This is a genomic window from Streptomyces sp. NPDC056835, assembly GCF_042789485.1.
Taxonomy (GTDB): Bacteria; Actinomycetota; Actinomycetes; order Streptomycetales; family Streptomycetaceae; genus Streptomyces.
In genome coordinates this window covers 38,849-60,357 of the sequence record NZ_JBHUBB010000033.1, presented here as the reverse complement: position 1 = coordinate 60,357, position 21,509 = coordinate 38,849, and the positions used below count along the sequence as shown (strand labels likewise).

General features: G+C 69.8%; 21 protein-coding genes. 10 read left to right on the top strand and 11 right to left on the bottom strand.

Going from position 1 to position 21,509, the window contains the following annotated elements; all coding sequences use genetic code 11:
• From ACFRMN_RS30630 to ACFRMN_RS30615, 4 genes are all read left to right on the top strand, one after another.
• The gene (locus ACFRMN_RS30630; RefSeq protein ID WP_383025520.1) at positions 1-915 is read left to right on the top strand and encodes a F0F1 ATP synthase subunit gamma; all 915 of its coding nucleotides are present in this window, start codon (positions 1-3) and stop codon (positions 913-915) included.
• A 2-nt stretch (positions 916-917) separates the two neighbouring features.
• Entirely contained in the window at positions 918-2,372 is a 1,455-nt protein-coding gene (gene atpD, locus ACFRMN_RS30625) for a F0F1 ATP synthase subunit beta (protein WP_383025518.1), read from the top strand.
• 121 nt (positions 2,373-2,493) lie between these two features.
• On the top strand, positions 2,494-2,868 hold the full coding sequence (locus tag ACFRMN_RS30620) for a F0F1 ATP synthase subunit epsilon (RefSeq protein ID WP_249953486.1): 375 nt from the start codon (positions 2,494-2,496) through the stop codon (positions 2,866-2,868).
• A 127-nt stretch (positions 2,869-2,995) separates the two neighbouring features.
• Positions 2,996-3,442 carry a DUF2550 domain-containing protein gene (locus ACFRMN_RS30615; RefSeq protein WP_383025515.1) on the top strand — a complete coding sequence of 149 codons (447 nt, stop codon included), beginning with the start codon at positions 2,996-2,998 and terminating at the stop codon, positions 3,440-3,442.
• Positions 3,443-3,561: 119 nt separating this feature from the next.
• Here ACFRMN_RS30615 and ACFRMN_RS30610 read toward each other — a convergent pair whose 3' ends face one another.
• The 3 genes from ACFRMN_RS30610 to ACFRMN_RS30600 form a co-directional block, all read right to left on the bottom strand.
• Positions 3,562-5,424, bottom strand: a complete 1,863-nt coding sequence (locus tag ACFRMN_RS30610) for a glycosyl hydrolase family 18 protein (protein WP_383025512.1) — start codon at positions 5,422-5,424, stop codon at positions 3,562-3,564.
• A gap of 146 nt (positions 5,425-5,570) precedes the next feature.
• The gene (locus ACFRMN_RS30605; RefSeq protein WP_383025509.1) at positions 5,571-6,221 is read right to left on the bottom strand and encodes a response regulator; all 651 of its coding nucleotides are present in this window, start codon (positions 6,219-6,221) and stop codon (positions 5,571-5,573) included.
• Complete coding sequence (locus ACFRMN_RS30600; protein WP_383025506.1) at positions 6,218-7,462, bottom strand: sensor histidine kinase; 1,245 nt, start codon at positions 7,460-7,462, stop codon at positions 6,218-6,220. Before ACFRMN_RS30600 ends, ACFRMN_RS30605 begins: the two co-directional genes overlap by 4 nt.
• Before the next feature lie 151 nt (positions 7,463-7,613).
• Here ACFRMN_RS30600 and ACFRMN_RS30595 point away from each other — a divergent pair, with 151 nt between their 5' ends.
• Positions 7,614-8,204: a hypothetical protein gene (locus ACFRMN_RS30595; RefSeq protein ID WP_383025503.1), complete on the top strand. Its 591-nt coding sequence runs from the start codon at positions 7,614-7,616 to the stop codon at positions 8,202-8,204.
• Positions 8,205-8,206: 2 nt separating this feature from the next.
• On the opposite strand, the gene ACFRMN_RS30590 is transcribed toward ACFRMN_RS30595, so the two are convergent.
• Positions 8,207-8,779 carry a cob(I)yrinic acid a,c-diamide adenosyltransferase gene (locus ACFRMN_RS30590; RefSeq protein ID WP_383025501.1) on the bottom strand — a complete coding sequence of 191 codons (573 nt, stop codon included), beginning with the start codon at positions 8,777-8,779 and terminating at the stop codon, positions 8,207-8,209.
• 259 nt (positions 8,780-9,038) lie between these two features.
• On the opposite strand from ACFRMN_RS30590, the gene ACFRMN_RS30585 reads away from it, so the two are divergent.
• The 3 genes from ACFRMN_RS30585 to ACFRMN_RS30575 all read left to right on the top strand — a co-directional run bounded on the left by ACFRMN_RS30585 (position 9,039) and on the right by ACFRMN_RS30575 (position 13,153).
• The gene (locus tag ACFRMN_RS30585; RefSeq protein ID WP_383025497.1) at positions 9,039-9,887 is read left to right on the top strand and encodes a 3-hydroxyacyl-CoA dehydrogenase family protein; all 849 of its coding nucleotides are present in this window, start codon (positions 9,039-9,041) and stop codon (positions 9,885-9,887) included.
• A 148-nt stretch (positions 9,888-10,035) separates the two neighbouring features.
• Complete coding sequence (locus tag ACFRMN_RS30580) at positions 10,036-10,359, top strand: STAS domain-containing protein (RefSeq protein WP_030351976.1); 324 nt, start codon at positions 10,036-10,038, stop codon at positions 10,357-10,359.
• A gap of 205 nt (positions 10,360-10,564) precedes the next feature.
• Entirely contained in the window at positions 10,565-13,153 is a 2,589-nt protein-coding gene (locus tag ACFRMN_RS30575; protein WP_383025494.1) for an ATP-binding protein, read from the top strand.
• 20 nt (positions 13,154-13,173) lie between these two features.
• On the opposite strand, the gene ACFRMN_RS30570 is transcribed toward ACFRMN_RS30575, so the two are convergent.
• Both ACFRMN_RS30570 and nucS read right to left on the bottom strand, forming a co-directional pair.
• Positions 13,174-14,205, bottom strand: a complete 1,032-nt coding sequence (locus ACFRMN_RS30570) for a medium chain dehydrogenase/reductase family protein (protein ID WP_383025491.1) — start codon at positions 14,203-14,205, stop codon at positions 13,174-13,176.
• Between the two features lie 238 nt (positions 14,206-14,443).
• Entirely contained in the window at positions 14,444-15,115 is a 672-nt protein-coding gene (nucS, locus tag ACFRMN_RS30565; protein WP_383025489.1) for an endonuclease NucS, read from the bottom strand.
• A 212-nt stretch (positions 15,116-15,327) separates the two neighbouring features.
• On the opposite strand from nucS, the gene ACFRMN_RS30560 reads away from it, so the two are divergent.
• The gene (locus ACFRMN_RS30560; RefSeq protein WP_383025486.1) at positions 15,328-15,720 is read left to right on the top strand and encodes an SCO5389 family protein; all 393 of its coding nucleotides are present in this window, start codon (positions 15,328-15,330) and stop codon (positions 15,718-15,720) included.
• 60 nt (positions 15,721-15,780) lie between these two features.
• Here ACFRMN_RS30560 and ACFRMN_RS30555 read toward each other — a convergent pair whose 3' ends face one another.
• On the bottom strand, positions 15,781-16,809 hold the full coding sequence (locus tag ACFRMN_RS30555) for an LLM class flavin-dependent oxidoreductase (protein ID WP_383025484.1): 1,029 nt from the start codon (positions 16,807-16,809) through the stop codon (positions 15,781-15,783).
• 210 nt (positions 16,810-17,019) lie between these two features.
• On the opposite strand from ACFRMN_RS30555, the gene ACFRMN_RS30550 reads away from it, so the two are divergent.
• Entirely contained in the window at positions 17,020-17,349 is a 330-nt protein-coding gene (locus ACFRMN_RS30550) for an ATP/GTP-binding protein (RefSeq protein ID WP_383025482.1), read from the top strand.
• A gap of 103 nt (positions 17,350-17,452) precedes the next feature.
• On the opposite strand, the gene ACFRMN_RS30545 is transcribed toward ACFRMN_RS30550, so the two are convergent.
• The 4 genes from ACFRMN_RS30545 to ACFRMN_RS30530 all read right to left on the bottom strand — a co-directional run bounded on the left by ACFRMN_RS30545 (position 17,453) and on the right by ACFRMN_RS30530 (position 21,471).
• Positions 17,453-18,331, bottom strand: coding sequence for an ABC transporter permease subunit (locus ACFRMN_RS30545; RefSeq protein WP_383025479.1), 879 nt, complete (start codon positions 18,329-18,331; stop codon positions 17,453-17,455).
• Complete coding sequence (locus tag ACFRMN_RS30540; RefSeq protein ID WP_383025476.1) at positions 18,328-19,527, bottom strand: ABC transporter ATP-binding protein; 1,200 nt, start codon at positions 19,525-19,527, stop codon at positions 18,328-18,330. Before ACFRMN_RS30540 ends, ACFRMN_RS30545 begins: the two co-directional genes overlap by 4 nt.
• Positions 19,528-19,718: 191 nt before the next feature.
• A complete protein-coding gene (locus tag ACFRMN_RS30535; RefSeq protein ID WP_383025473.1) occupies positions 19,719-20,498 on the bottom strand; it encodes an ABC transporter permease subunit in 780 nt (259 codons plus the stop codon).
• A gap of 1 nt (position 20,499) precedes the next feature.
• Positions 20,500-21,471 carry an ATP-binding cassette domain-containing protein gene (locus ACFRMN_RS30530; RefSeq protein ID WP_383025470.1) on the bottom strand — a complete coding sequence of 324 codons (972 nt, stop codon included), beginning with the start codon at positions 21,469-21,471 and terminating at the stop codon, positions 20,500-20,502.
• Positions 21,472-21,509: the final 38 nt, after the last annotated feature.

Here is a 21,509-nt window from a genome sequence, read left to right as displayed (position 1 = left end):
ATGGGAGCCCAGCTCCGGGTCTACAAGCGTCGCATCAAATCCGTCACCGCGACCAAGAAGATCACCAAGGCGATGGAGATGATCGCCGCCTCGCGCATCGTCAAGGCGCAGCGCCAGGTGGCGGCCTCCACTCCGTACGCGACCGAGCTGACCCGCGCGGTCACCGCGGTCGCGACGGGGTCGACGACCAAGCACCCCCTGACCACCGAGGCACAGACGCCGACCCGCGCCGCGGTCCTGCTCGTCACGAGCGACCGCGGTCTGGCCGGCGGCTACTCCTCGAACGCCATCAAGGCGGCGGAGCGGCTCACCGAGCGGCTCCGCGGTGAGGGCAAGGAGGTCGACACGTACATCGTCGGCCGCAAGGGTGTCGCCTACTACGGCTTCCGTGAGCGCAAGGTCACGGACTCGTGGACCGGCTTCACCGACAGCCCGACGTACGCGGACGCCAAGCAGGTCGCGGCGCCGCTGATCGCGGCCGTCCAGCAGGACACGGCCGAGGGCGGCGTGGACGAGCTCCACATCGTCTTCACCGAGTTCGTGTCGATGCTGACGCAGACGCCGGTCCAGCACCGGCTGCTGCCGCTCAGCCTGGACAAGGCGGCGGAGGAGTCGGGTACGAAGGGCGAGATCCTTCCGCTCTTCGACTTCGAGCCGTCGGCGGAGGACGTCCTCGACGCCCTGCTGCCGCGCTACGTCGAGAGCCGTATCTACAACGCGCTGCTCCAGGCCGCCGCTTCCAAGCACGCTGCCACCCGCCGCGCGATGAAGTCGGCGACCGACAACGCCGGGGACCTCATCAAGAGCCTGTCCCGGCTTGCCAACGCGGCCCGCCAGGCCGAAATCACCCAGGAAATCAGCGAGATCGTCGGTGGCGCGAGCGCCCTGGCCGACGCGACCGCGGGGAGTGAATAATAATGACGACCACTGTTGAGGCGGCCACCCCGGGAAGCACGGCCTCGGGCCGCGTTGCCCGGGTCATCGGCCCGGTCGTCGACGTGGAGTTCCCCGTCGACGCGATGCCGGAAATCTACAACGCGCTGCACGTCGAGGTCGCCGACCCGGCCGAGGAGGGCAAGCTCAAGACGCTGACCCTCGAAGTCGCCCAGCACCTGGGCGACGGTGTGGTCCGCGCGGTCTCGATGCAGCCCACCGACGGTCTGGTGCGCCAGGCCCCGGTGACCGACACGGGCAACGGCATCACCGTCCCGGTCGGCGATGTGACCAAGGGCAAGGTGTTCAACACCCTCGGTGAGATCCTGAACGAGCCCGAGGCCGAGTCCCAGATCACGGAGCGCTGGCCGATCCACCGCAAGGCCCCGGCCTTCGACCAGCTTGAGTCCAAGACCGAGATGTTCGAGACCGGCCTGAAGGTCGTCGACCTGCTGACCCCGTACGTCAAGGGCGGCAAGATCGGTCTGTTCGGTGGTGCGGGCGTCGGCAAGACCGTCCTCATCCAGGAAATGATCATGCGTGTGGCCAAGCTGCACGACGGTGTTTCCGTGTTCGCCGGTGTCGGTGAGCGCACCCGTGAGGGCAACGACCTCATCGACGAGATGACCGACTCGGGCGTGCTGGACAAGACCGCGCTGGTCTTCGGCCAGATGGACGAGCCGCCGGGCACGCGTCTGCGTGTGGCGCTCTCCGCGCTGACCATGGCGGAGTACTTCCGCGATGTGCAGAAGCAGGACGTGCTGCTCTTCATCGACAACATCTTCCGCTTCACCCAGGCCGGTTCCGAGGTCTCCACGCTGCTCGGCCGTATGCCGTCCGCGGTGGGTTACCAGCCGACCCTGGCGGACGAGATGGGTGTGCTCCAGGAGCGCATCACCTCGACCCGCGGTCACTCGATCACCTCGATGCAGGCGATCTACGTCCCCGCTGACGACCTGACCGACCCGGCGCCGGCCACGACCTTCGCGCACCTCGACGCGACGACCGTGCTGTCGCGTCCGATCTCGGAGAAGGGCATCTACCCGGCGGTGGACCCGCTGGACTCGACGTCCCGCATCCTGGACCCGCGCTACATCTCGCAGGCGCACTACGACGCGGCCAGCCGCGTCAAGGGAATCCTGCAGAAGTACAAGGACCTCCAGGACATCATCGCGATCCTCGGTATCGACGAGCTGGGCGAGGAGGACAAGCTCGTTGTCCACCGGGCCCGTCGCGTCGAGCGCTTCCTGTCGCAGAACACCCACGCCGCCAAGCAGTTCACCGGTCTGGACGGTTCCGACGTGCCGCTCGACGAGTCGATCGCCGCGTTCAACGCGATCTGTGACGGGGAGTACGACCACTTCCCCGAGCAGGCGTTCTTCATGTGCGGTGGCATCGAGGACCTGAAGGCCAAGGCCAAGGAACTCGGCGTCTCCTGAGCCGTCGGCGCACGGAGGGGGGCGGGTACGTCCCGCCCCCCTCCGACGCTCTTATCGACACCCCATAGAATTGAAGCCAACACCCGGCGATACGGCCGGGTGGTGACCCGAGGAGCCACCCTTGGCTGCTGAGCTGCATGTCGAGCTGGTCGCCGCTGACCGCAGTATCTGGTCCGGCGAGGCCACCCTGGTCGTCGCGCGCACCACGTCCGGCGACATCGGCGTCATGCCCGGTCACCAGCCGCTGCTCGGTGTGCTGGAGTCGGGCCCGGTGACCATTCGTACGAGTGAGGGCGAAACAGTCGTGGCCGCTGTGCACGGCGGTTTCCTCTCATTCGCCGACAACAAGCTTTCGCTGCTCGCGGAGATCGCCGAGCTGGCGGACGAGATCGACACCCAGCGCGCCGAGCGCGCGCTGGAACGCGCGAAGTCGGGTGACGACGACGCCGCCGAACGGCGCGCCGATGTCCGACTGCGTGCGGTGGCGGTGCGTTAAGCGCTGCTACCACGGATTTATCCTCAGCCGCGGCTCGTTCCGGACTCCTCCGGACCGGGTCGCGGCTGAGGCGATGCGGGTGCGGTTCCTGTTCCGGTACTGAATGAGGCGAGGAGGTCGGTGTTTGATGGTCCTCGCTCTGCTCATTTGCGGACTGGTCGTCGTACTGGTTGCGGTGGGGCTCTTCGTCTTCGGTCTGCGCCGGCGGCTGATCCAGCGCTCCGGCGGGACGTTCGACTGCAGTCTGCGCTGGAACGTGCCGGCGGAGCCCGATCTCTCCGGCAAGGGCTGGGTGTACGGCGTGGCCCGCTACAACGGCGACCGCGTCAACTGGTTCCGGGTCTTCTCCTACGCCCCGCGCCCGCGCCGTACGCTGGAGCGCTCCGCGATCGAGGTGTTGTCGCGCCGCGCGCCCGAGGGCGAGGAGGAGCTGGCGCTGCTCTCCGACGCGGTCATCCTGGGCTGTGCGCACCGCGATGTCCGGCTGGAGCTGGCGATGAGTGATGACGCCCTCACCGGCTTTCTCGCCTGGCTGGAGGCGGCTCCGCCGGGACAGCGGGTGAATGTGGCCTGAGGCCCGGCCTTGTGATGGGCCCTGGCCTCGTGATGGGCCCCGGCTTCGTGATGGCGCCTCGGCGGACATGATGAAGGGGGCGGCGCTCGGGCGCCGCCCCCTCACCTGTGCCGTTCGGGTTATCCGAGACCGCTGTTGATCGCGGTCACCAGCTCGCCGTTGGCGGTGTCACCCGTGAAGTCCCAGAAGAAGGCGCCTCCCAGGCTCTGCTGGTTCGCCCAGGCCATCTTGGACGTGATGGTGGCCGGGGTGTCGTAACTCCACCAGTTGCTGCCGCACTTGGCGTACGAGGTGCCCGCGATGGTGCCGGTGGGCGGGCAGGTGTTCTTCAGGACCTTGTAGTCCTCGATGCCCGCCTCGTACGTACCGGGAGCGGCGCCGGTCGCGGTGCCGCCCGGTGCCTCCTGGGTCACGCCGGTCCAGCCGCGCCCGTAGAAGCCGATACCGAGCAGCAGCTTGTTGGCCGGTACGCCCTGCGCCTTGAACTTGGCTATCGCCTCGGCGGAGTTGAAGCCCGCCTGCGGGATGCCCGGGTACGAGGTGAGCGGGGAGTGCGGAGCCGTCGGGCCCTGCGCGGCGAAGGCGCCGAAGAAGTCGTACGTCATGACGTTGAACCAGTCCATGTACTGGGCCGCGCCCGCGTAGTCGACCTTGTCGATCTTGCCGCCGGCCGAGGCGTCCGCCGTGGTGGCCGCCGTGACCAGGTTGTTGGCGCCGAACTTGGCGCGCATGGCCTGCATCATGTTCTTGAACGAGGCCGGGCCGCTGGTGTCACAGGTCAGACCGCAGGCGTTGGGGTACTCCCAGTCCAGGTCGATGCCGTCGAAGACATCGGCCCAGCGCGGGTCCTCCACCAGGTCGTAGCAGGACTGCGCGAAGGCGGCCGGGTTCTGCACGGCCTGGCCGAAGCCGCCGGACCAGGTCCAGCCGCCGAACGACCAGAGGATCTTGATGTGCGGGTACTTGGCCTTGAGCTTGCGCAGCTGGTTGAAGCTGCCGCGCAGCGGCTGGTCCCAGGTGTCGGCGACGCCGTCGACGGACTGGTCGGCGGTGTACGCCTTCTCGTAGTCGGCGTAGGAGTCACCGACGGTGCACTTGCCGCCGGTGACATTGCCGAAGGCGTAGTTGATGTGGGTGATCTTGGCCGCGGAACCGGAGGTGTCCAGGTTCTTGACGTGGTAGTTCCGGCCGTAGACACCCCACTCGGTGAAGTAGCCGAGCTTGACCTTGCTGCCGGGGCCGGGGCCGGGGCCGGGGCCCGGGTCGCCACCGGTGGTGCGGACCGCGCGGGCGCCGCTGACCGGGCCCGTCTGGTCGGCCGTGTCACGGGCCTGGACGGTGTACGAGTAGTCGGTGCCCGCGGTCAGACCGGTGTTGGTGTACGTCGTACCGGTGACCGTGGCGACCTTCGCGCCGCCCCGCAGGACGTCGTAGTTCTTGATGCCCTTGTCGTCGGTGGCCGCGGTCCAGCTCAGCTTCACCGAGGTATTGGTGATCTCGCTCGCGGTCGGGGTGCCGGGGGCCGAGGGCGGGTTGTCGCCCGGGACGCTCGGGCCGCCGTCGCACGAGCCGCCGTTCAGCTTGCAGCCGGTCGGGGCGCCGGAGCCGGTGCCGTTGAAGCCGAAGGTGACGGTCGCGCCGGGGGCGAGCGTGCCGTTCCAGGTCTTGTTCTTGGCGGTCCAGTGGTTGGCCGCTCCGGTGATGTCGGCGTCCCAGCCGGAGGTGACCGCCGTACCGGCCGGGAAGTCCCACTCGACGGTCCAGGAGCTGAGGCTCGTGGTGCCGGTGTTCTTCACCGTCCACTTGCCCTCGAAGCCGGTGCCCCAGTCCGAGGCCTTGGTGTACGTGGCGGTGGCCGAGTCGGCGGCCTGCGCGGGGGTGGCCAGCCCGACGAGGGCGGCCAGAGGCAGCAGCAGCGCGGTGAGGCCCGCGACGGCTCTGGATCTGAATCGGGGTCTGTGGAGGGCGGGTTGGGAGTTCAAGCGTGCTCCTCAGGTGAGTACAGGACAAAACGGGGATGGTCCGTGCACCGCTCACCCTGCGACGGCTCACCGCAGTGTGTGCGGTGAGAGTAGGAAGGTCTGGACCACTCGTCAATAGGTCCAGACCAAAGGTGAGGGGTGGCCGGTCAGATTCCCAGCTCCTGGGCGAGGACGGCGGCCTGCACCCGGCTGCGCAGTCCCAACTTGCCGAGCAGCCTGCTCACATGGGTTTTCACGGTCGCCTCGGCCATCGTGAGCCGGGCCGCGATCTGCGCGTTCGACAGCCCCTCGCCCAGGCAGGAAAGCACCTCGCGCTCCCGGCGCGTGAGGACGTCCAGGATCGACGGGTCGGGGGCGTCCGGTGAACGTACGGGCGTCGGCACGGCGAATTCGGCGATAAGCCGACGGGTGACGGCCGGGGCGATCAGACCCTCGCCACGCGCCACCGTCCGTACCGCCGTGAGCAGTTCACCCGCCTCCGCGTTCTTCAGCAGAAAGCCCGCAGCCCCGGCCCGCAGCGCCCCGAAGACATACTCGTCCAGATCGAAGGTGGTCAGCACCAGCACATCGGCCAGCCGCTCCGCGACCACCTTCCGGGTCGCCGACACCCCGTCGAGCCTTGGCATCTGCACATCCATCAGCACCAGATCGGGCCGTAGCTCCCGGGCCAGCGCGACCGCCTCCTCGCCGTCCGACGCCTCCCCGACGACCTCGATGTCCGGCGCGCTGCGCAGAATGAGCACCAGCCCCGCGCGTACCGCCGACTGGTCCTCCGCGACCAGCACCCGGATCGTCATGCTCTCTCCCGCCCCTCCACGACCGGCAGTTCGGCCCGTACCAGCCAGATCTTCCCCCCGTCGGCGCCGCTGACGGGACCCGCCTCGAACGCTCCGTCCAGCAGCTCGACCCGCTCACGCATCCCGATCAGACCGGCGCCCGACCCCGGCGCGCGCGGCCCCGGCCGGTCACCGTACGGGCTGCGGACCTCCACCGTCAGCGCACGCTCCGACCCGTCGAGCACGACGGTGACCGTGCCGGGGACCGCGTGTTTGAGGGCGTTGGTCAGCGATTCCTGAACGATGCGGTACGCGGCCAGATCGATGGGTGTGGGCAGTGCGGCGCCCTCGCCGCGCCGGTCGTCCAGGGTGAGGCGCAGCCCGCTGGGGGCACCGTTCGCCCGGGCCTGCTCCATCAGCGTGTCCAGCGCCCGCAGCGTCGGCGCGGCGGACACCGTGCCGCTCTCGTCGCTCTCGCGCAGCAGCCCGATCAGCCTGCGCATCTCGGCCAGCCCCTCGACGCTGTTCTCCCGGATGACGCCGAGCGCGTCCCGGGTCGTGCGCTCGTCGTCCAGCGAGAGCGCGGCCGTCGAGTGGATGGCGATCGCCGAGAGATGGTTGGCGACCATGTCATGCAGCTCACGGGCCATCCGCGCGCGCTCGGCCGCCACCGCCTGGGTCCGGTCCATCTCGGCAAGCAGCGCCGTCTGCTCGGCCCGTAGCCTGGCCGACTCGGCCGCGTCCCGGTGATTGCGTACGAGAACACCGGTACTGGCCGGAAAGAAGCCGATCAACGCGATGACCACACCGATGAGCAGCGCTTCGGGCGTCCGCAGCCAGGCGACGGACCCGATCGTCACCGCGACCGTGATCAGCCCGGTGGCCCAGGGGATACGGCGGGCGGCGGCCGGCGTCCCGTAGAGCACGGCCGCGTACATCACATCCGTGAACATCACCACCGTCGCCAGATTGCCCAGGGTGAGCTGATCGGCCACCAGCGCGAGCGTGCCGACGACCAGCACGGTCCTCGGCGCCGAACTGCGCAGCAGCTCCGCTCCCGCCATGACGGTCAGCGGCAGCAGCACCCAGGCTCCGGGCAGCACACGGCCCCCCTGGACATGAAGCCCCACCGCCCACAGGGTGATGCCACCGAGCAGACCGGCGAGGGCGATCAGCGCGTCGACGCGGTGCGGCCGGCGGGAGGGGGAGGACCTGGGCCGGCGCGGGGGGACAGACGCGGCAGACCGGCGAGAAGCGATCATCCCCCCATCCAACACGGCCCGTCGGGCACCGTCCTCCCCATCCCGGCCGAGCGCCGGGTACATCGAAGGATGCAGTCGCGGCTCGTCACTGACGACGACGTGCCGTGGCCGGACGGACGGGAGGCTGGAACCGACAGAGAGGAGAGGCGCCGTGATCGTCACACTGATCGTCGCCTGCGAGGTCGGCTTCTGGGTGTTGCTGGCCGCCGGGCTGATCCTGCGCTACCTGGCCAAGATGCCGAGGCTCGGTGCGGCGGTCCTGCTGCTGGAACCGCTGCTGGAGGTCGTGCTGCTGGTGGTCACGACCATCGACCTCAGGAACGGCGCGGAGCCGGACTGGAAGCACGGTCTGGCCGCGATGTACATCGGCTTCACGGTCGGCTACGGCCACTACACGATCAAGCGGATCGACGGCTGGTTCGCCCATCGCTTCGGCGGTGGCCCCCCGCCCGTCAAACCGCCGAAGTACGGCATGGCCCGCGCCCGGCACGAGGGCCGGCTGTGGCTCCGTACGGTCCTGGCCGCCGCCGTCGCGGCGGTCCTGCTCCAGATCGCCATCTGGTACGTGGGCGACGCGGGCAGCACGGACTCGCTCGTCGCGTGGCAGCTCAGCGCGGCGCGCGTCGCCGGTATCCACGGCGTGATCGCCCTGACGTACACGTTCTGGCCGAAGAAGCCCCCGGCGGACGCGGAGGAACCCACCCGGGTGGAACGGCCCTCGCCCGTCAGCGGGAAGGGCTGACCTCAGCGCTCCCCGCCGGGAACCCAGAGCACGTCTCCGACCTCCTTGTTGGCCACCCGGGCCAGAATGAACAGGAGGTCGGAGAGGCGGTTCAGATACGTCGCCGTCAGCGCGTTCATCGTCGCGCCGTGCACATCGAGCGCCGCCCATGTGGAGCGCTCGGCGCGCCGTACGACGGTGCACGCCTGGTGCAGCAGTGCCGCGCCCGGGGTGCCGCCGGGAAGGATGAAGCTGCGCAGCTTCTCCAGCTCCGCCAGGAACTCGTCGCAGTCCGCTTCCAGCTTGTCGATGTACTGCTGCTCGACGCGCAGCGGCGGGAACTGCGGCTTCTCCACCACCGGGGCGGAGAGATCCGCGCCCACGTCGAACAGGTCGTTCTGGACCCGGACGAGGATCTTCACGAGCTCGGGGGACAGCTGCCCCAGGGCGATGGCCGTACCGATGGCCGCGTTGGCCTCGTTGGCGTCGGCGTACGCGGCGATCCTCAGATCGGTCTTGGCGGTGCGGCTCATGTCGCCGAGCGCCGTCGTGCCGTTGTCGCCGGTGCGGGTGTAGATGCGCGTCAGTTTGACCATACGGCCAGCCTATTCCGGGACACCGGTCCGGTCGGGTAACCGATTTCCGAAGGGAGCGGGTGCCGGGGGAGAAGGTGGTCAAGTACGCGCTGCGCGACGCCTGATGGGCCCTGTCGGTGTGATGTCCGTCATGTGAGACGTGACGCGCATCTCTTCACCGTCACTTGCCGGTCCGTGACCGCTAACCTCCGGCAGAGAGCGCAAAGTAAACAGGTTGTTAAGGCTGAACAGAAGCCGAACAAGAATCGTGGGGTGCGTCGTGGCACGGAAGCTCGCCGTCATCGGGGCCGGACTCATGGGGTCCGGTATCGCGCAGGTCTCGGCGCAGGCGGGCTGGGACGTCGTCCTGCGGGACGTCACCGACGCGGCGCTGGCCCGGGGCATCGACGGGATCAGGGCCTCGTACGGCAAGTTCATCGCCAAGGGCAAGCTCGAAGAGGCCGACGCCGACGCGGCGCTCGCCCGGATCATCACGACGACGGACCTGGACGCCGCCGCCGACGCGGACGTCGTCGTCGAGGCCGTCTTCGAGAAGCTCGACGTCAAGCACGAGATCTTCCGTACGCTCGACAAGCTCGTACGGGACGATGCCGTCCTCGCCTCCAACACCTCGGCGATCCCGATCACGAAGATCGCGGCCGTGACCGAGCGCCCGGAACGCGTCGTCGGTACGCACTTCTTCTCGCCGGTGCCGATGATGCGCCTCTGCGAGCTGGTGCGCGGCTACAAGACGAGCGACGAAACCCTCGCCACCGCACGGGAGTTCGCCGAATCGGTGGGCAAGACCTGCATCGTCGTCAACCGCGATGTGGCGGGCTTCGTGACCACGCGGCTGATCTCCGCCCTCGTCGTCGAGGCCGCCAAGCTCTACGAGTCGGGCGTCGCGTCGGCCGAGGACATCGACATCGCCTGCAAGCTGGGGTTCGGCCACGCCATGGGCCCGCTCGCCACCGCCGATCTGACGGGTGTCGACATCCTGCTCCACGCGACCGACAACATCTATACCGAGTCGCAGGACGAGAAGTTCGCACCGCCGGAGCTGATGCGCCGGATGGTGGACGCGGGTGACATCGGACGCAAGAGCGGGCAGGGGTTCTACAAGCACTGAGCCGCGTCACCGGTACCCGCGCATCACCCCACAGGGTGAATTCGATATCGGTTCGCTTACAGACGGCAACTTCTTGGGCCGCGCGGCAGTCAGTTGTTGGAAGACAGAACAGACTACGGAGCACGGAAAGTACTCTCGGGGAGCGCATATGCACATCAGGGGCGACCACGCCGAGCTGGTCGTCGGGGGCCGCCTCGACGTACGCAGCGCGGCGGACGCCCGTACGGTCCTGCACTCGGCGGTCGACGACGGAGTCGGCGATCTGGTGCTCGACCTCACCGCACTGGACTCCTGGGACGCCACGGGACTCGGCGTCATCATGGGAGCCCACCGACGCGCGGGGCGGTGCGGCCGTAGGCTTGTGCTGCGCGGGGTCCCGCCGCAGATGCAGCGACTGCTGGTGGCGACCCGACTGCACCGCATTCTCGCCATCGAGGGCGGAATCGCCGCAGAGTCGCTACCTCGGGTCTGACCGTCCCACATCGCACAATTCTCATGAGACCGTGATGTCTTGGACTGCGTGGTACCCCGGCTGTGGGCGGATACCCTGCGGAGGTCTAGGGTTCGGGCCGTCTGCCGATTGACTGACCCGTAGACGCGGACACCGGCACCAGAAGCGACAGATGGGCGTGTGAGGCCGGGGGCATCGCACGCCACGATCTGGGGAGCTTTTCACCATGGACCCGATAGACCGGGGACCGGAAGAGTACGGTCACGACGAACGCGCGGGTGAGAGCGCGGACTCGGCACGTCCGCCGCGCGCCGAGATCGTGCCCGCGGCCACGCCCGCCACGCCTTCCCATGTCACCCCCGCCCATACCACCCCTTCCCATGTCACCCCTGCCCTGGCGCATCTCAAGGGCGCCGGGCCGGTCACCACCCCACCGCCCGTCCGCACGGTCCAGCTGATCTCCGGCGAGTACCTGCTGACCGTCAACCCCGTCGACGGCAGCGAGATCGAGCTCTGCCCGCCCGGCAGACAGCCCGACGCCCCCGCGCGGCGCACCGCCGCCGAACGCGCCGATCTCCAGCGCGCGGGCCGGCCCTCCGTACCGCCGGGACCCGCCGCACCACCCCTCCCACTGCTGGAGCGTGGCGCGGAACGCGAGCGGCTGGTGGGGCTGCTGGGGCGCGGCCGGTCCGTACGCCTCACCGGTGCCCCGGGCTCAGGACGTACCGCGCTGCTCGAAGCCGTCGCCGCGGACTGCGCGGACCTCGCGCCCGACGGGGTCGTACGTCTCTCCGGTCACCGCCGCACCACCACCGAGTTGCTGTACGAGCTGTTCGCGGCCGTCCACCACTCCGCGCTCTGCCGCCCAGACCGCGCGGCGCTGCTCGAACTGGTCCATGGCATCGGCGCGATCGTCGTCCTGGACGATCTGGAGCTGGGCGGGGAGGCGCTGGACGAACTCCTCGCCGCGACCCCCGAATGCGCCTACCTGCTGGCCGCGACGCCCGACACCGACCCGCCCTCCGCGGACGCGGGCCTGGAGGAGATCGCCCTCGGCGGTCTCGGCCGCGGCTCCTCGCTCGAACTGCTTGAGCGCGTTGTCGAACGGGCCCTCACCGACGAGGAGGCGAACTGGGCGGGTGACCTCTGGTTCGAGTCCGAGGGGCTGCCGGTGCGCTTCGTCCAGGCGGGCGCCCTGCTGCGGCAGCGCGACCAACTGCGCGGCAACCCCGAGGCCTCCGACGAGTTCGAGCCCTTTGTGCGGCCCTTCGAGCGGAAGTCCGACGACGCGCCGCCGCACACCGCCGCGACCCCCGACGGCTACGACATTCCGCTGCCCACCCTCGGCGAGGGCGCCGCGCCCGCCGTCCTGCTCGCCTCCCGGCTGAGCGAGGCGGCCCGCGCCACGCTGCGCTTCGCGGTGGCGCTCGGCGGTGAAGTCCCGCACCAGGCGCATCTGCCCGCCCTGGTGGGCGACACCCACGCGGACGCCGCGCTCGGCGAACTGATGAGCTGCGGCCTCCTCACCCCGGTCGGCGCGCGCTACCGGCTCGCCCCGGGCGTCGTCGCGCAGTTGGAGGCGAAGGGGTACGCGGACGACGCCGCGGCCCACGCCCACACGGCCGCCCAGCACTACGCCTGGTGGGCGGGGCACCCCTCGGTCACCCCCGAGCGCGCCGCCGCCGAGGCGGACGCGATCCTCGCGGCGCTGGGCCCGCTGGTCCCGGGACAGGAGTCGGGGCACCCGAGCGCGGCCGTCCTGCTGGCCCGCAGCGCCGCGCCCGCCTTCCTGGCCGGGCTCCACTGGGGCGCCTGGGAGCGTGTCCTGCGGTCCGGGTCCGAGGCCGCCAGGATCGCCGGAGAGGTCGCGGAAGAGGCGTACTTCCACCACGAGTTGGGCGTCCTCGCGCTCTGCGTCGGAAATCTGGAGCGGGCCCGCGCGGAGCTTGAGGCGTCGATCGGGATGCGCGGGGCCGTCGCCGACAAGGTCGGCACGGTCGCGGGACGCAGGGCGCTGGCGCTGGTCACGGACCGCGAGACCGGACGGCCGGGCACGTCCGCGCCGCTCGTGCTGCCCCCGTTGCCGTCGGGCGCGGACGAGATGGTGCCGTTGGGCTCGGGGCCGGGGTTCGGCTCCGACATGGCCTCGGCGCCGGAAGAGAGCGTGACGCTGGTCACCCGGCGCGAGCCTCCGATGCCCGGACCCGGACCCGGCACCGCTGCGGTGCCCGCGCCCCACGGTCGCCGCCGCCCGGCGTTCGGTGCCCGTCGCAACCTGGTCGCGGCGGGCGCGGGCGCGGTGCTCGCGGCCGTCCTGGGCACGGTGGTGACGCTGGGCGCGACCTCGGGCAGCGACAACACCGGTACGGACAAGGTCCGTACGGGACAGTCCCCGGACGCGGACAACGGCGGGGGCGATCTGCCGGCCGACCAGCCCGTCGACGACATGCCCCCGAATCCGGACGCCCAACTGCCCGCGCCCAGTACCTCGGGAAGCGCCGCCCCCTCGGACAGCGCGAGTCCGTCCGACTCGGCGTCCCCCTCGGGCACCCCGTCGGACAGCGCCTCGTCACCCGGCGACGACCCGTCGGAGCCGGGCACCCCGCCCGAGTCACCGTCGACGCCGCCGGAGTCAACGAGCAAGCCGCCCACCGGCCCGTCGACCTCGACCTCGCCGTCGTCACCGTCCACGCCCCCGAGTGAGGAGCCGACGGAGGAACCCTCGGACTCCGTGCCGCCGTCCTCTCCCCAGACGACGGTGAGCGGCTCGAACCCGGCGCTGTCCGACGCCCCGCCGGAGCCGACGGTCGTGTAGCCGGGGTCCACGGACAGCGCCTAAGGGTTGAGTACGACCTTTCCCGCGACGGTGCCGGACTCGGCCAGCCGCAGGGCGTCCGCGATGCGGGTGAGCGGGAGTTGGGCGGCGATCTGGGCGGTGACGTCACCGCGCTGGAAGGCGGCGAATACCTGGGTGAGGTCGGCGCGCAGCCGGGCCCGGAACCGGTCCTTGGCCAGGGCGCGCCCGGCCCAGATGTTGAAGAAGTAGGCGCGGCGGCGGTTGGGCAGGGCGTTCCACAGCCACACCCGGCCGAGCAGTTCGACCACGGGCCACTGCTTGGACCCCTCGTCGTCCCGGGTGGAGGCACTGCCGTACGAGACGAGCGTGCCGCCGGGAGCGAGGAGGCGCCAGGAGCCGACGATGCCCCGGCCGCCGACATGGTCGAAGACGGCGTCCACCCCGCCGGGGGCGAGTTCGCGGATCCGCGCGGCGACATCGCCGGTGCGGTAGTCGACGGGGGTGACGCCCCGTTCCCGCAGGGCGTCGTGGTGGCGGGCCGAAGCCGTACCGATCACCTTCACGCCGGCGGCGTGGGCGAGTTGGACCAGGACCGAGCCGACGCCGCCGTTGGCGCCGTGCACCACGACGGTCTGCCCCGCGCGGACATGTGCCTTGCGGTGCAGCATCTGCCAGGCGGTGATGCCGTTGACCACCAGGGTCTCCGCCTCCGCCGCGCCGATCCCGGCGGGGACCTCGACCGCGTCCGCCGCGTCGACGAGCACATGGCTGGCCCAGCCGCCGACCTTGACCAGCGCGGCCACCCGGGTGCCTGCCAGGCCCGGCTCGACGCCCTCGCCGGTCGCCACCACCGTGCCGACCAGGTCGTAGCCGGGTACGAAGGGGAACGCCGGCTGGTCGTAGTACCTGCCGCGGCGCATCTGCTGCTCGGCGAAGGAGACCCCGGTCGCCTCCATCCGGATCACGACCTGTCCCGGGCCCGCGGCGGGGACGGTTCCGCGCCGGATCCGCAGCCCTTCCGGCTCCACCTTGCCGGGCAGGACGACCTCGACCAGTCCTTCGGGGTTCATGACGACCTCCACCGCACTCCGTGTTGGTGATTCTCTCTCGCGCTCGTTATAAGTTATAACGAGCGCGAAGGGGGAGTGTCAATAGATTCCGTGACACCTTCTAACTCAAGTGTGAGGGTGTGGTCGCGTGGGCCCGGACAACCTGTCGGTGCGCTGACGACGGACATGGGAAAGGGCCCGGGCGCGGCATCGGCCGAGCGCTCGGGCCCCTCGTCACAAGGCGGCGGTCAACTCCCTGTCAGAACAACCGCAATTTGTCGTCCTCGATGCCCCTCAGCCCGTTGTAGTCGAGCACCACACACCCGATGCCCCGGTCCGTCGCCAGCACCCTCGCCTGCGGCTTGATCTCCTGCGCCGCGAACACCCCCCGCACCGGCGCCAGATGGGGGTCGCGGTTCAGCAGCTCCAGATAGCGCGTCAGCTGCTCCACACCGTCGATCTCACCGCGCCGCTTGATCTCCACCGCGACCGTCACACCGTCCGCGTCCCGGCACAGGATGTCCACCGGGCCGATCGCCGTCGGGTACTCGCGGCGGATCAGGGTGTAGCCGTCGCCAAGCGTCTCGATCCGGTCGGCCAGCAGCTCCTGAAGGTGTGCTTCTACGCCGTCTTTGATGAGGCCGGGATCGACGCCCAGTTCGTGCGAGGAATCGTGGAGGACCTCCTCCATGGTGATGATCAATTTCTCGCCCGCCTTGTTCACGACGGTCCACACGCCGTCGTCCGCGTCGGCGCCTTCCTTCAGCGTGCAGGGTGGTGACATCCAGTTGAGGGGTTTGTACGCCCGGTCATCGGCATGGATCGACACGCTCCCGTCGGCCTTGATCAGGATGAGGCGGGGAGCGGAGGGCAGGTGGGCGGTGAGCCGGCCCGCGTAGTCCACGGAGCAGCGGGCAATGACGAGACGCATGGTCGGCAACGCTACTCGACCGCCGCCCTCGCGCGCGATTCGCCCCGGAAGCCCCGTTCGTTGTTGGCCGGTTGTGTTCCCATTCTGCTGGTGTGGTCCGGACAGCGCGCCTAACGTGGATGCAGGAGGTCGCCGGTCGTGCACGCTGCGTCGTCGTCGCCTCCTTCCCTGCCCGTAAGACCCCGCCTCCCGGGGTCGCGAGAGGAGAACCCATGTCGCTCGACGTCTCACCGGCGCTGTTGGATCAGGCCGAGCGAGGCGAGGTCGATGAAGCGGCTTTCGTCGACTGCGTCCGGACCTCCCTGCCCTACGCATGGGAGATGATCAGTTCTCTGGTGGCACAGCTGAAGGTGGACGGTGGACAGTTCGCCGACAACCAGACGCCCCCGCCGGACGAGCAAGCACGTGGTCAGCTGTTGCGCGCGCTCGCGAGTGATGCCATTCGCGGTGCGCTGCAGCGTCACTTCGGGGTGCGTCTCGCATTCCAGAACTGCCACCGTGTCGCGGTGTTCCCGCTGGACTCCACGGTCGACGAGCGGCTTGCCCGCTTCACCTCGGTGCGGGCCCAGTTGCTCAACCAGTCACCCGAACTCCGGGACTGCTGACGCCTCTTGCTGCCGCTCCACACTGTGCCCGACGGTACGGTGTCGGAGCGGCAGCGTCGCTCAGGCGAGTTGGGGCAGTACGTCCGCGCCCAGGCGCCGTACGTTCTCCTCCGTCGTCGCCAGATCGCCCGAGCCCTCCACGAGCAGGGCGAAGCGGTTGATGCCGGTGCGCTCCGCGGTGGCCGCCAGCCGGTCCGCGGCCAGCCGGGGCGGGCCCACCGGATGGAGGTCGCAGAGCAGTTCGGTGTACTCCACGGGGTCCCGCATCGTCCGGATTCTTCCGTCGACCGTGACATGGGCGCCGAGGCCCCGGCGCAGCCAGCCGGGCATCGCCTTGACAAGAGTCTCGGTCGCCTCCGCGCGGCCGTCGGCGAGCTGCGCCACCCCGGCCGACACATGCGCGGCGCCGGCGATCTCGTCCGCCGTACGGCCCGCCGCGCGCGCGTGCGTACGCCACAGGGCGACCATCTCCGCCTTCTCCTCGTCGCCGCAGTGCATACCGAGCAGCATCGGCAGGCCGTGCTCGGCGGCCAGTCTGACGCTCTTGGGCGAGGTGCAGGCCATGACCGTCTCGGGGCCCGTGCTCGGTTCGATCAGCTCGTCGGGGCGCGGTACGACGGGGACCTCGCGGAAGCGGAAACGTTCCCCCGACGCCCCCACGCGTGGCTCGCGCAGCCAGCGCAGCAGCAGGGCGAGGGATTCCGGGAAGTCCTTCTCGTAGGCCCTCAGGCCCGTGCCGAAGACCTCCAGATCGACCCAGGGACCGCCGCGCCCCACGCCGAGCGTGAACCGGCCGCCGGAGACGAGATGCAGCAGCGCCGCCTGCTCGCCGAGCGCCACCGGATGTACGTTCGGCAACACGCTGACCGCCGTACCCACCCGGATGTGGTGCGTACGGCCGAGCAGCACCCCGGCCAGGGTCACGGCCGACGGGCAGACGCCGTACGGTACGAAATGGTGCTCGGCGAGCCAGACCGAGTCGAGCCCGGATTCCTCCGCCAACTCCGTGGTGCGCACCGCCCGGTGCAGCGCCTCCCCCTGTCCCTGGCCCGGGAACTGGGCGGCCAGTACAAAAGCTCCCACACGCATCGCCTTCTGCCTCCTTGCGGCCGACGCGACTCCCCCTACTGGCAACAACGTCTGACACGTGCCAAAGGCACGGGCCTCTTTGGAAATTCTTGCGATTGTCCGGTCAGTGCCTTCCGTGCGCATGGCGGACTCATGCCGCGAGGGGCGTGTACCCCGTGTCGCGGGCCGTAGGCTTGAGGGAACCGTGCTGTCTGCCCCGTGAGGTGTCCTGTGTCCCCGCGCCGCAACCGCCCCCGAGGCGGCGAGAACCCGACCGAGCGAGCAGGCGAGGCGGGGGACCGGTACGGCGGCTTCCAACGGTCGGAGTCCTGGCAGGGCGAGGGCTGGTCGGTGCGTCATGTCGCCGGGGCCAGCGCCGCCGGCAAGAGCTACCGCTGCCCCGGCTGCGACCAGGAGATCCCCGGCGCGGTGCCGCATGTGGTGGCGTGGCCGGAGTACGGCGGTGTCGACGACCGGCGGCACTGGCACCAGGCGTGCTGGAACGCGAAGGACCGCCGCACCACGCGGGTGCAGCGGTCCCGTAACGCACCGAAGTACTGAGCGACGCGCGGAAGCAAGACCGACGCGGTACGGCTGCCGACCCGGTACCGCTCAGGACGTGGGGATCGCTCAGGACGTGGGACCGCTCAGGACGTGGGACCGCTCAGACGTCGCGCTTGTCCAGCGCGAAGAACGCCGCCACCATCGCGATCGCCGTCACGCCCACCAGAATCCACAGCGGCTCCCAGCCCGAAGGCCCGGAGACGCGGATGCTGTCGTCGTAGAACGCCGACATCTGGTTCGGGATCGAGTAGTCGAACAGGGCCTCGCGCAGCGTCGTGAGCGAATCCGAGAACATGAACATCGCCAGCACCAGCGGCAGCAGCACCACACCGATCATGATGGTGATCGCTCCGGCGGAGTGCCGGATCAGCGTGCCAACCGCCAGCGAGAGCAGCCCGAGCGTCGCCATGAAGAGGCTGACCCCGACCGTCGCCCGCAGCCAGTCCGCACCGCCGGGCGACTGAGCGCCCAGGATCGAGAGCTGGAGCGCCGACACGGTCATCGTGATCACCGTCGAGATCACGAAGACCAGCAGGAAGAACACCAGCGACTTGGCCACCAGCACCCGGCCCCGGCTCGGGCAGGCGGCGAGGGTCGTACGGATCATGCCCGTGCCGTACTCGGAGGCGATCGTCAGCACGCCCAGCGTCATCACGCACATCGAGCCGAGCAGCACACCGAAGAAGCCGAGGGAGAGCACTTCCTGGCCGCTGGGGATCTCGGGCTCGGACGAGACGGTGGAGATCACCAGGGCCGTGAGCAGCCCGATGCCCAGCATCAGCACGATCATGACGCCGAGGGTCCACATCGTGGACCGTACGGAACGGAGCTTCGTCCACTCGGAGGCCAGGGCGTCGCCGAGATGCGCCCGGCGGACCGGGATCGGCGAGGTGTAGCCGGCCGTGGGGCCGCCGTCCTGCCACTGCGGGGACTGCCGCGGTGCCTGGGGCTGCGGCGGCTGCTGGTACGGGGTCGTCATCGGGCGTCCTCGTTGCTGTCGCGCTTCGTCATGTCTGCGGCGGGTGCCGCCGCGGGAGCGGCCGGCGGTGCGGACGCGGGTGCGGAGGCGGGTGTCACCGGGGGAGCGGACGCCGGTGCCGTCGCCGAGGCCGGGGGAGCGCCCGCGTACGGGTTGGCTCCGGGCGGCGGCGGGGGATACCAGCCCTGCTGCGGCACCTCAGGGACGACGGGCGCCGCGGAGCCCTCCAGCGGTCCGTAGCCGGGCTGGTACGGCGGCTCGAAGCCCGCCAGCTCGTCGGCCGTCGAACGGTAGTCCACGGCGCTCTGGGTCATCCGCATGTACGCCTCCTCCAGCGAGGCCTGGTGCGGCGAGAGCTCCCAGAGCCGTACCTCCGCCTCGTGCGCCAGATCGCTGATCCTCGGCAGCGGCAGCCCCGTGATCCGCAGGGCCCCGTCCGGCTCGGACAGCACCTGGCCGCCCGCCTCGGCGAGCGCCGTGGTCAGCTTCTCGCGCCGCTGCGGATCGGTCTCCGGGGTACGCACCCGGGCGAAGTCCGCGGAGTTGGCCGAGATGAAATCCTTGATCGTCATATCGGCGAGCAGCTGACCGCGCCCGATCACGATCAGATGGTCGGCGGTCACCGCCATCTCGCTCATCAGATGGGACGAGACGAAGACGGTACGGCCCTCGGAGGCCAGCTGCTTCATGAGATTCCGGACCCAGAGGATGCCCTCGGGGTCGAGTCCGTTCACCGGCTCGTCGAACAGCAGCACCTGCGGATCGCCGAGCAGCGCCGCCGCGATACCGAGCCGCTGGCCCATACCGAGCGAGAAGCCCTTGGAACGCTTCTTGGCCACTTCCTGGAGGCCGACGACCCCAAGGACCTCGTCGACCCGGGCGGCCGGGATCCCGGAGAGCTGCGCCAGCGACAGCAGGTGATTGCGCGCGCTGCGCCCGCCGTGCACCGCCTTGGCGTCGAGCAGCGCGCCCACCTGGCGCGGTGCGTTCGGCAGCTGCCGGAAGGGATGCCCGCCGATCCGTACCTGGCCGGCCGTCGGCTGGTCCAGCCCGAGGATCATCCGCATCGTCGTCGACTTGCCGGAACCATTGGGGCCCAGGAACCCGGTGACGTGTCCGGGCCGTACCTGGAAGGAAAGGTTGTACACGGCCGTCTTGGCGCCGTAGCGCTTCGTCAGGCCGACTGCCTCGATCATTCTCCAGCCCCATCGACAGGTCAGGTCGTCGGGGCTGTGGCCGTTCCTGACCTGAAGCCCCCGTAAGAGTTACGAGGATATCGGTGGCTTGACGGTTCCAGCCAAGTCGTTACGACGGGGCGTCGCCGGGTGATTCCCTCGTACGAGGTGCCGCGGAGTGCTGCGAGGAGCCGCGTCAGCTCGGTATGAGACTACGCGTCCCGCTTCTTCATGACCGCGTAGCCGCCCGCCAGCGCCGCCACCACCCACAGCGCCATGATCCCTAGACCGGCCCATGGCCCGTAGGGGGCCGGAGTGGAGTTCATCGCGTTCGGGACGACCTGGGTGATCTGGCGGCCGGCCTGGTCGGGGAAGTACCGGGCGACCTCCTTGGTGCCGGGAACGGCCGCCAGGATCTGCGAGACCAGGAAGAAGAACGGCATCAGGATGCCGAGCGAGAGGACGGAGCTGCGCAGCATCGCCGCGACGCCCATCGAGAAGAGGGCGATCAGCGTCATGTACAGCCCGCTGCCGATCACCGCGCGCAGCACGTTCGGCTCGCCGATGGTCGTACCGTGCTCGCCGAGCAGCGCCTGGCCCACGAAGAACGCGAGGAATCCGGTCAGCACCGCGACCACCAGCGCCAGCACTCCGGCCACCAGGATCTTGCAGAAGAGGAACGTGCCACGTCGCGGTACGGCGGCCAGCGAGGTGCGGATCATGCCCGAGGAGTACTCGGAGCCGACCACCAGCACCCCGAAGACCACCATCGCCAGCTGACCGAGGACCATCCCCGAGAAGCTGGTGTACGTCGGGTCGAAGGTGGCCCGCTCCTCCAGGGAGAGATCACCGAACTGCGAGTTCAGCACCGCGGACAGCGCGGCGCCCAACGCCACGGTCACCACCAGGGCGCTGATCAGCGTCCAGGTCGTGGAGGAGACCGTACGGATCTTGGTCCACTCGGACCTGAGGACCGCCGGTACCGATGCCATGTCAGACCCCCTCGCCCCGCCGGCCCTCGCCCCACTGGGGGCCCGCCGGTCCCGGCCCGCCGCCGGGGCCCGCATGGGCGTGATACTCCACCGACTCCGCCGTCATCCGCATGAACGCCTCTTCGAGCGAGGCGCGCTCGGAACTCAGCTCGTGCAGCACGATCCCGTGCCGCGCGGCCAGTTCCCCCAGCTCCTCGGTGGACGCGCCGTCGACCTCCAGTACGCCGCCCTCGGCCTCGACCACGGTGAACCCCGCGTCGCGCAGGGTCTCTTCGAGCCGCGCGCGCTCCGGCGAGCGCAGCCGCGCGTAACCGCGGGAGTTCTCCCGGATGAAGTCGGCCATCGAGGTGTTCGCCAGCAGCCGGCCCTGGCCGATCACGATCAAATGGTCGGCGGTCAGCGCCATTTCGCTCATCAGATGACTGGAAACGAAGACGGTGCGTCCCTCGCGGGCCAGAGCCTTCATCAGATTGCGTACCCAGTGGATGCCTTCGGGGTCCAGACCATTCACCGGTTCGTCGAACATCAGGATCTCGGGATCTCCCAGCAGCGCGGAGGCGATCCCGAGCCGCTGCCCCATTCCGAGAGAGAAACCTTTCGGCTTCTTCTTCGCGACGGCGCTCAGCCCGACCATGTCAAGCACCTCGGTCACCCGGCTCGCCGGGATGCGATTGCTCTGCGCCAGACAGAGAAGATTGTTGTACGCGGTACGGCCGCCATGCATCGCCCTGGCCTCCAGCAGCGCCCCGATGTGCTTGAGCGGCTCCGTCAGCTCCCGGTAGTGCCTGCCGTCGATCCGTACCGAACCGCCGGTCGGATTGTCCAGATCGAGCATCATCCGCATCGTGGTCGACTTGCCCGCGCCGTTGGGGCCCAGAAAGCCCGTCACCACCCCCGGTCTCACCTGAAAGGAGAGCCGATCGACCGCCACCTTGCGGCCGAAGCGTTTGGTGAGCCCATGGACCTCGATCATGCGGACAAACCTAAGACGGCGCGAAGCCCCCCGCCACC

What these genes read in the sequence shown, in the direction of transcription:
- ACFRMN_RS30530 (WP_383025470.1), bottom strand. Translation starts at nt 21,471, where the DNA reads ATGATCGAGGTCCATGGGCTCACCAAACGCTTCGGCCGCAAGGTGGCG.
- ACFRMN_RS30630 (WP_383025520.1), top strand. Translation starts at nt 1, where the DNA reads ATGGGAGCCCAGCTCCGGGTCTACAAGCGTCGCATCAAATCCGTCACC.
- ACFRMN_RS30575 (WP_383025494.1), top strand. Translation starts at nt 10,565, where the DNA reads ATGGACCCGATAGACCGGGGACCGGAAGAGTACGGTCACGACGAACGC.
- ACFRMN_RS30605 (WP_383025509.1), bottom strand. Translation starts at nt 6,221, where the DNA reads ATGACGATCCGGGTGCTGGTCGCGGAGGACCAGTCGGCGGTACGCGCG.
- ACFRMN_RS30545 (WP_383025479.1), bottom strand. Translation starts at nt 18,331, where the DNA reads ATGACGACCCCGTACCAGCAGCCGCCGCAGCCCCAGGCACCGCGGCAG.
- ACFRMN_RS30590 (WP_383025501.1), bottom strand. Translation starts at nt 8,779, where the DNA reads ATGGTCAAACTGACGCGCATCTACACCCGCACCGGCGACAACGGCACG.
- ACFRMN_RS30600 (WP_383025506.1), bottom strand. Translation starts at nt 7,462, where the DNA reads ATGATCGCTTCTCGCCGGTCTGCCGCGTCTGTCCCCCCGCGCCGGCCC.
- ACFRMN_RS30570 (WP_383025491.1), bottom strand. Translation starts at nt 14,205, where the DNA reads ATGAACCCCGAAGGACTGGTCGAGGTCGTCCTGCCCGGCAAGGTGGAG.
- nucS (WP_383025489.1), bottom strand. Translation starts at nt 15,115, where the DNA reads ATGCGTCTCGTCATTGCCCGCTGCTCCGTGGACTACGCGGGCCGGCTC.
- ACFRMN_RS30615 (WP_383025515.1), top strand. Translation starts at nt 2,996, where the DNA reads ATGGTCCTCGCTCTGCTCATTTGCGGACTGGTCGTCGTACTGGTTGCG.
- ACFRMN_RS30580 (WP_030351976.1), top strand. Translation starts at nt 10,036, where the DNA reads ATGCACATCAGGGGCGACCACGCCGAGCTGGTCGTCGGGGGCCGCCTC.
- atpD (WP_383025518.1), top strand. Translation starts at nt 918, where the DNA reads ATGACGACCACTGTTGAGGCGGCCACCCCGGGAAGCACGGCCTCGGGC.
- ACFRMN_RS30535 (WP_383025473.1), bottom strand. Translation starts at nt 20,498, where the DNA reads ATGGCATCGGTACCGGCGGTCCTCAGGTCCGAGTGGACCAAGATCCGT.
- ACFRMN_RS30555 (WP_383025484.1), bottom strand. Translation starts at nt 16,809, where the DNA reads ATGCGTGTGGGAGCTTTTGTACTGGCCGCCCAGTTCCCGGGCCAGGGA.
- ACFRMN_RS30540 (WP_383025476.1), bottom strand. Translation starts at nt 19,527, where the DNA reads ATGATCGAGGCAGTCGGCCTGACGAAGCGCTACGGCGCCAAGACGGCC.
- ACFRMN_RS30560 (WP_383025486.1), top strand. Translation starts at nt 15,328, where the DNA reads ATGTCGCTCGACGTCTCACCGGCGCTGTTGGATCAGGCCGAGCGAGGC.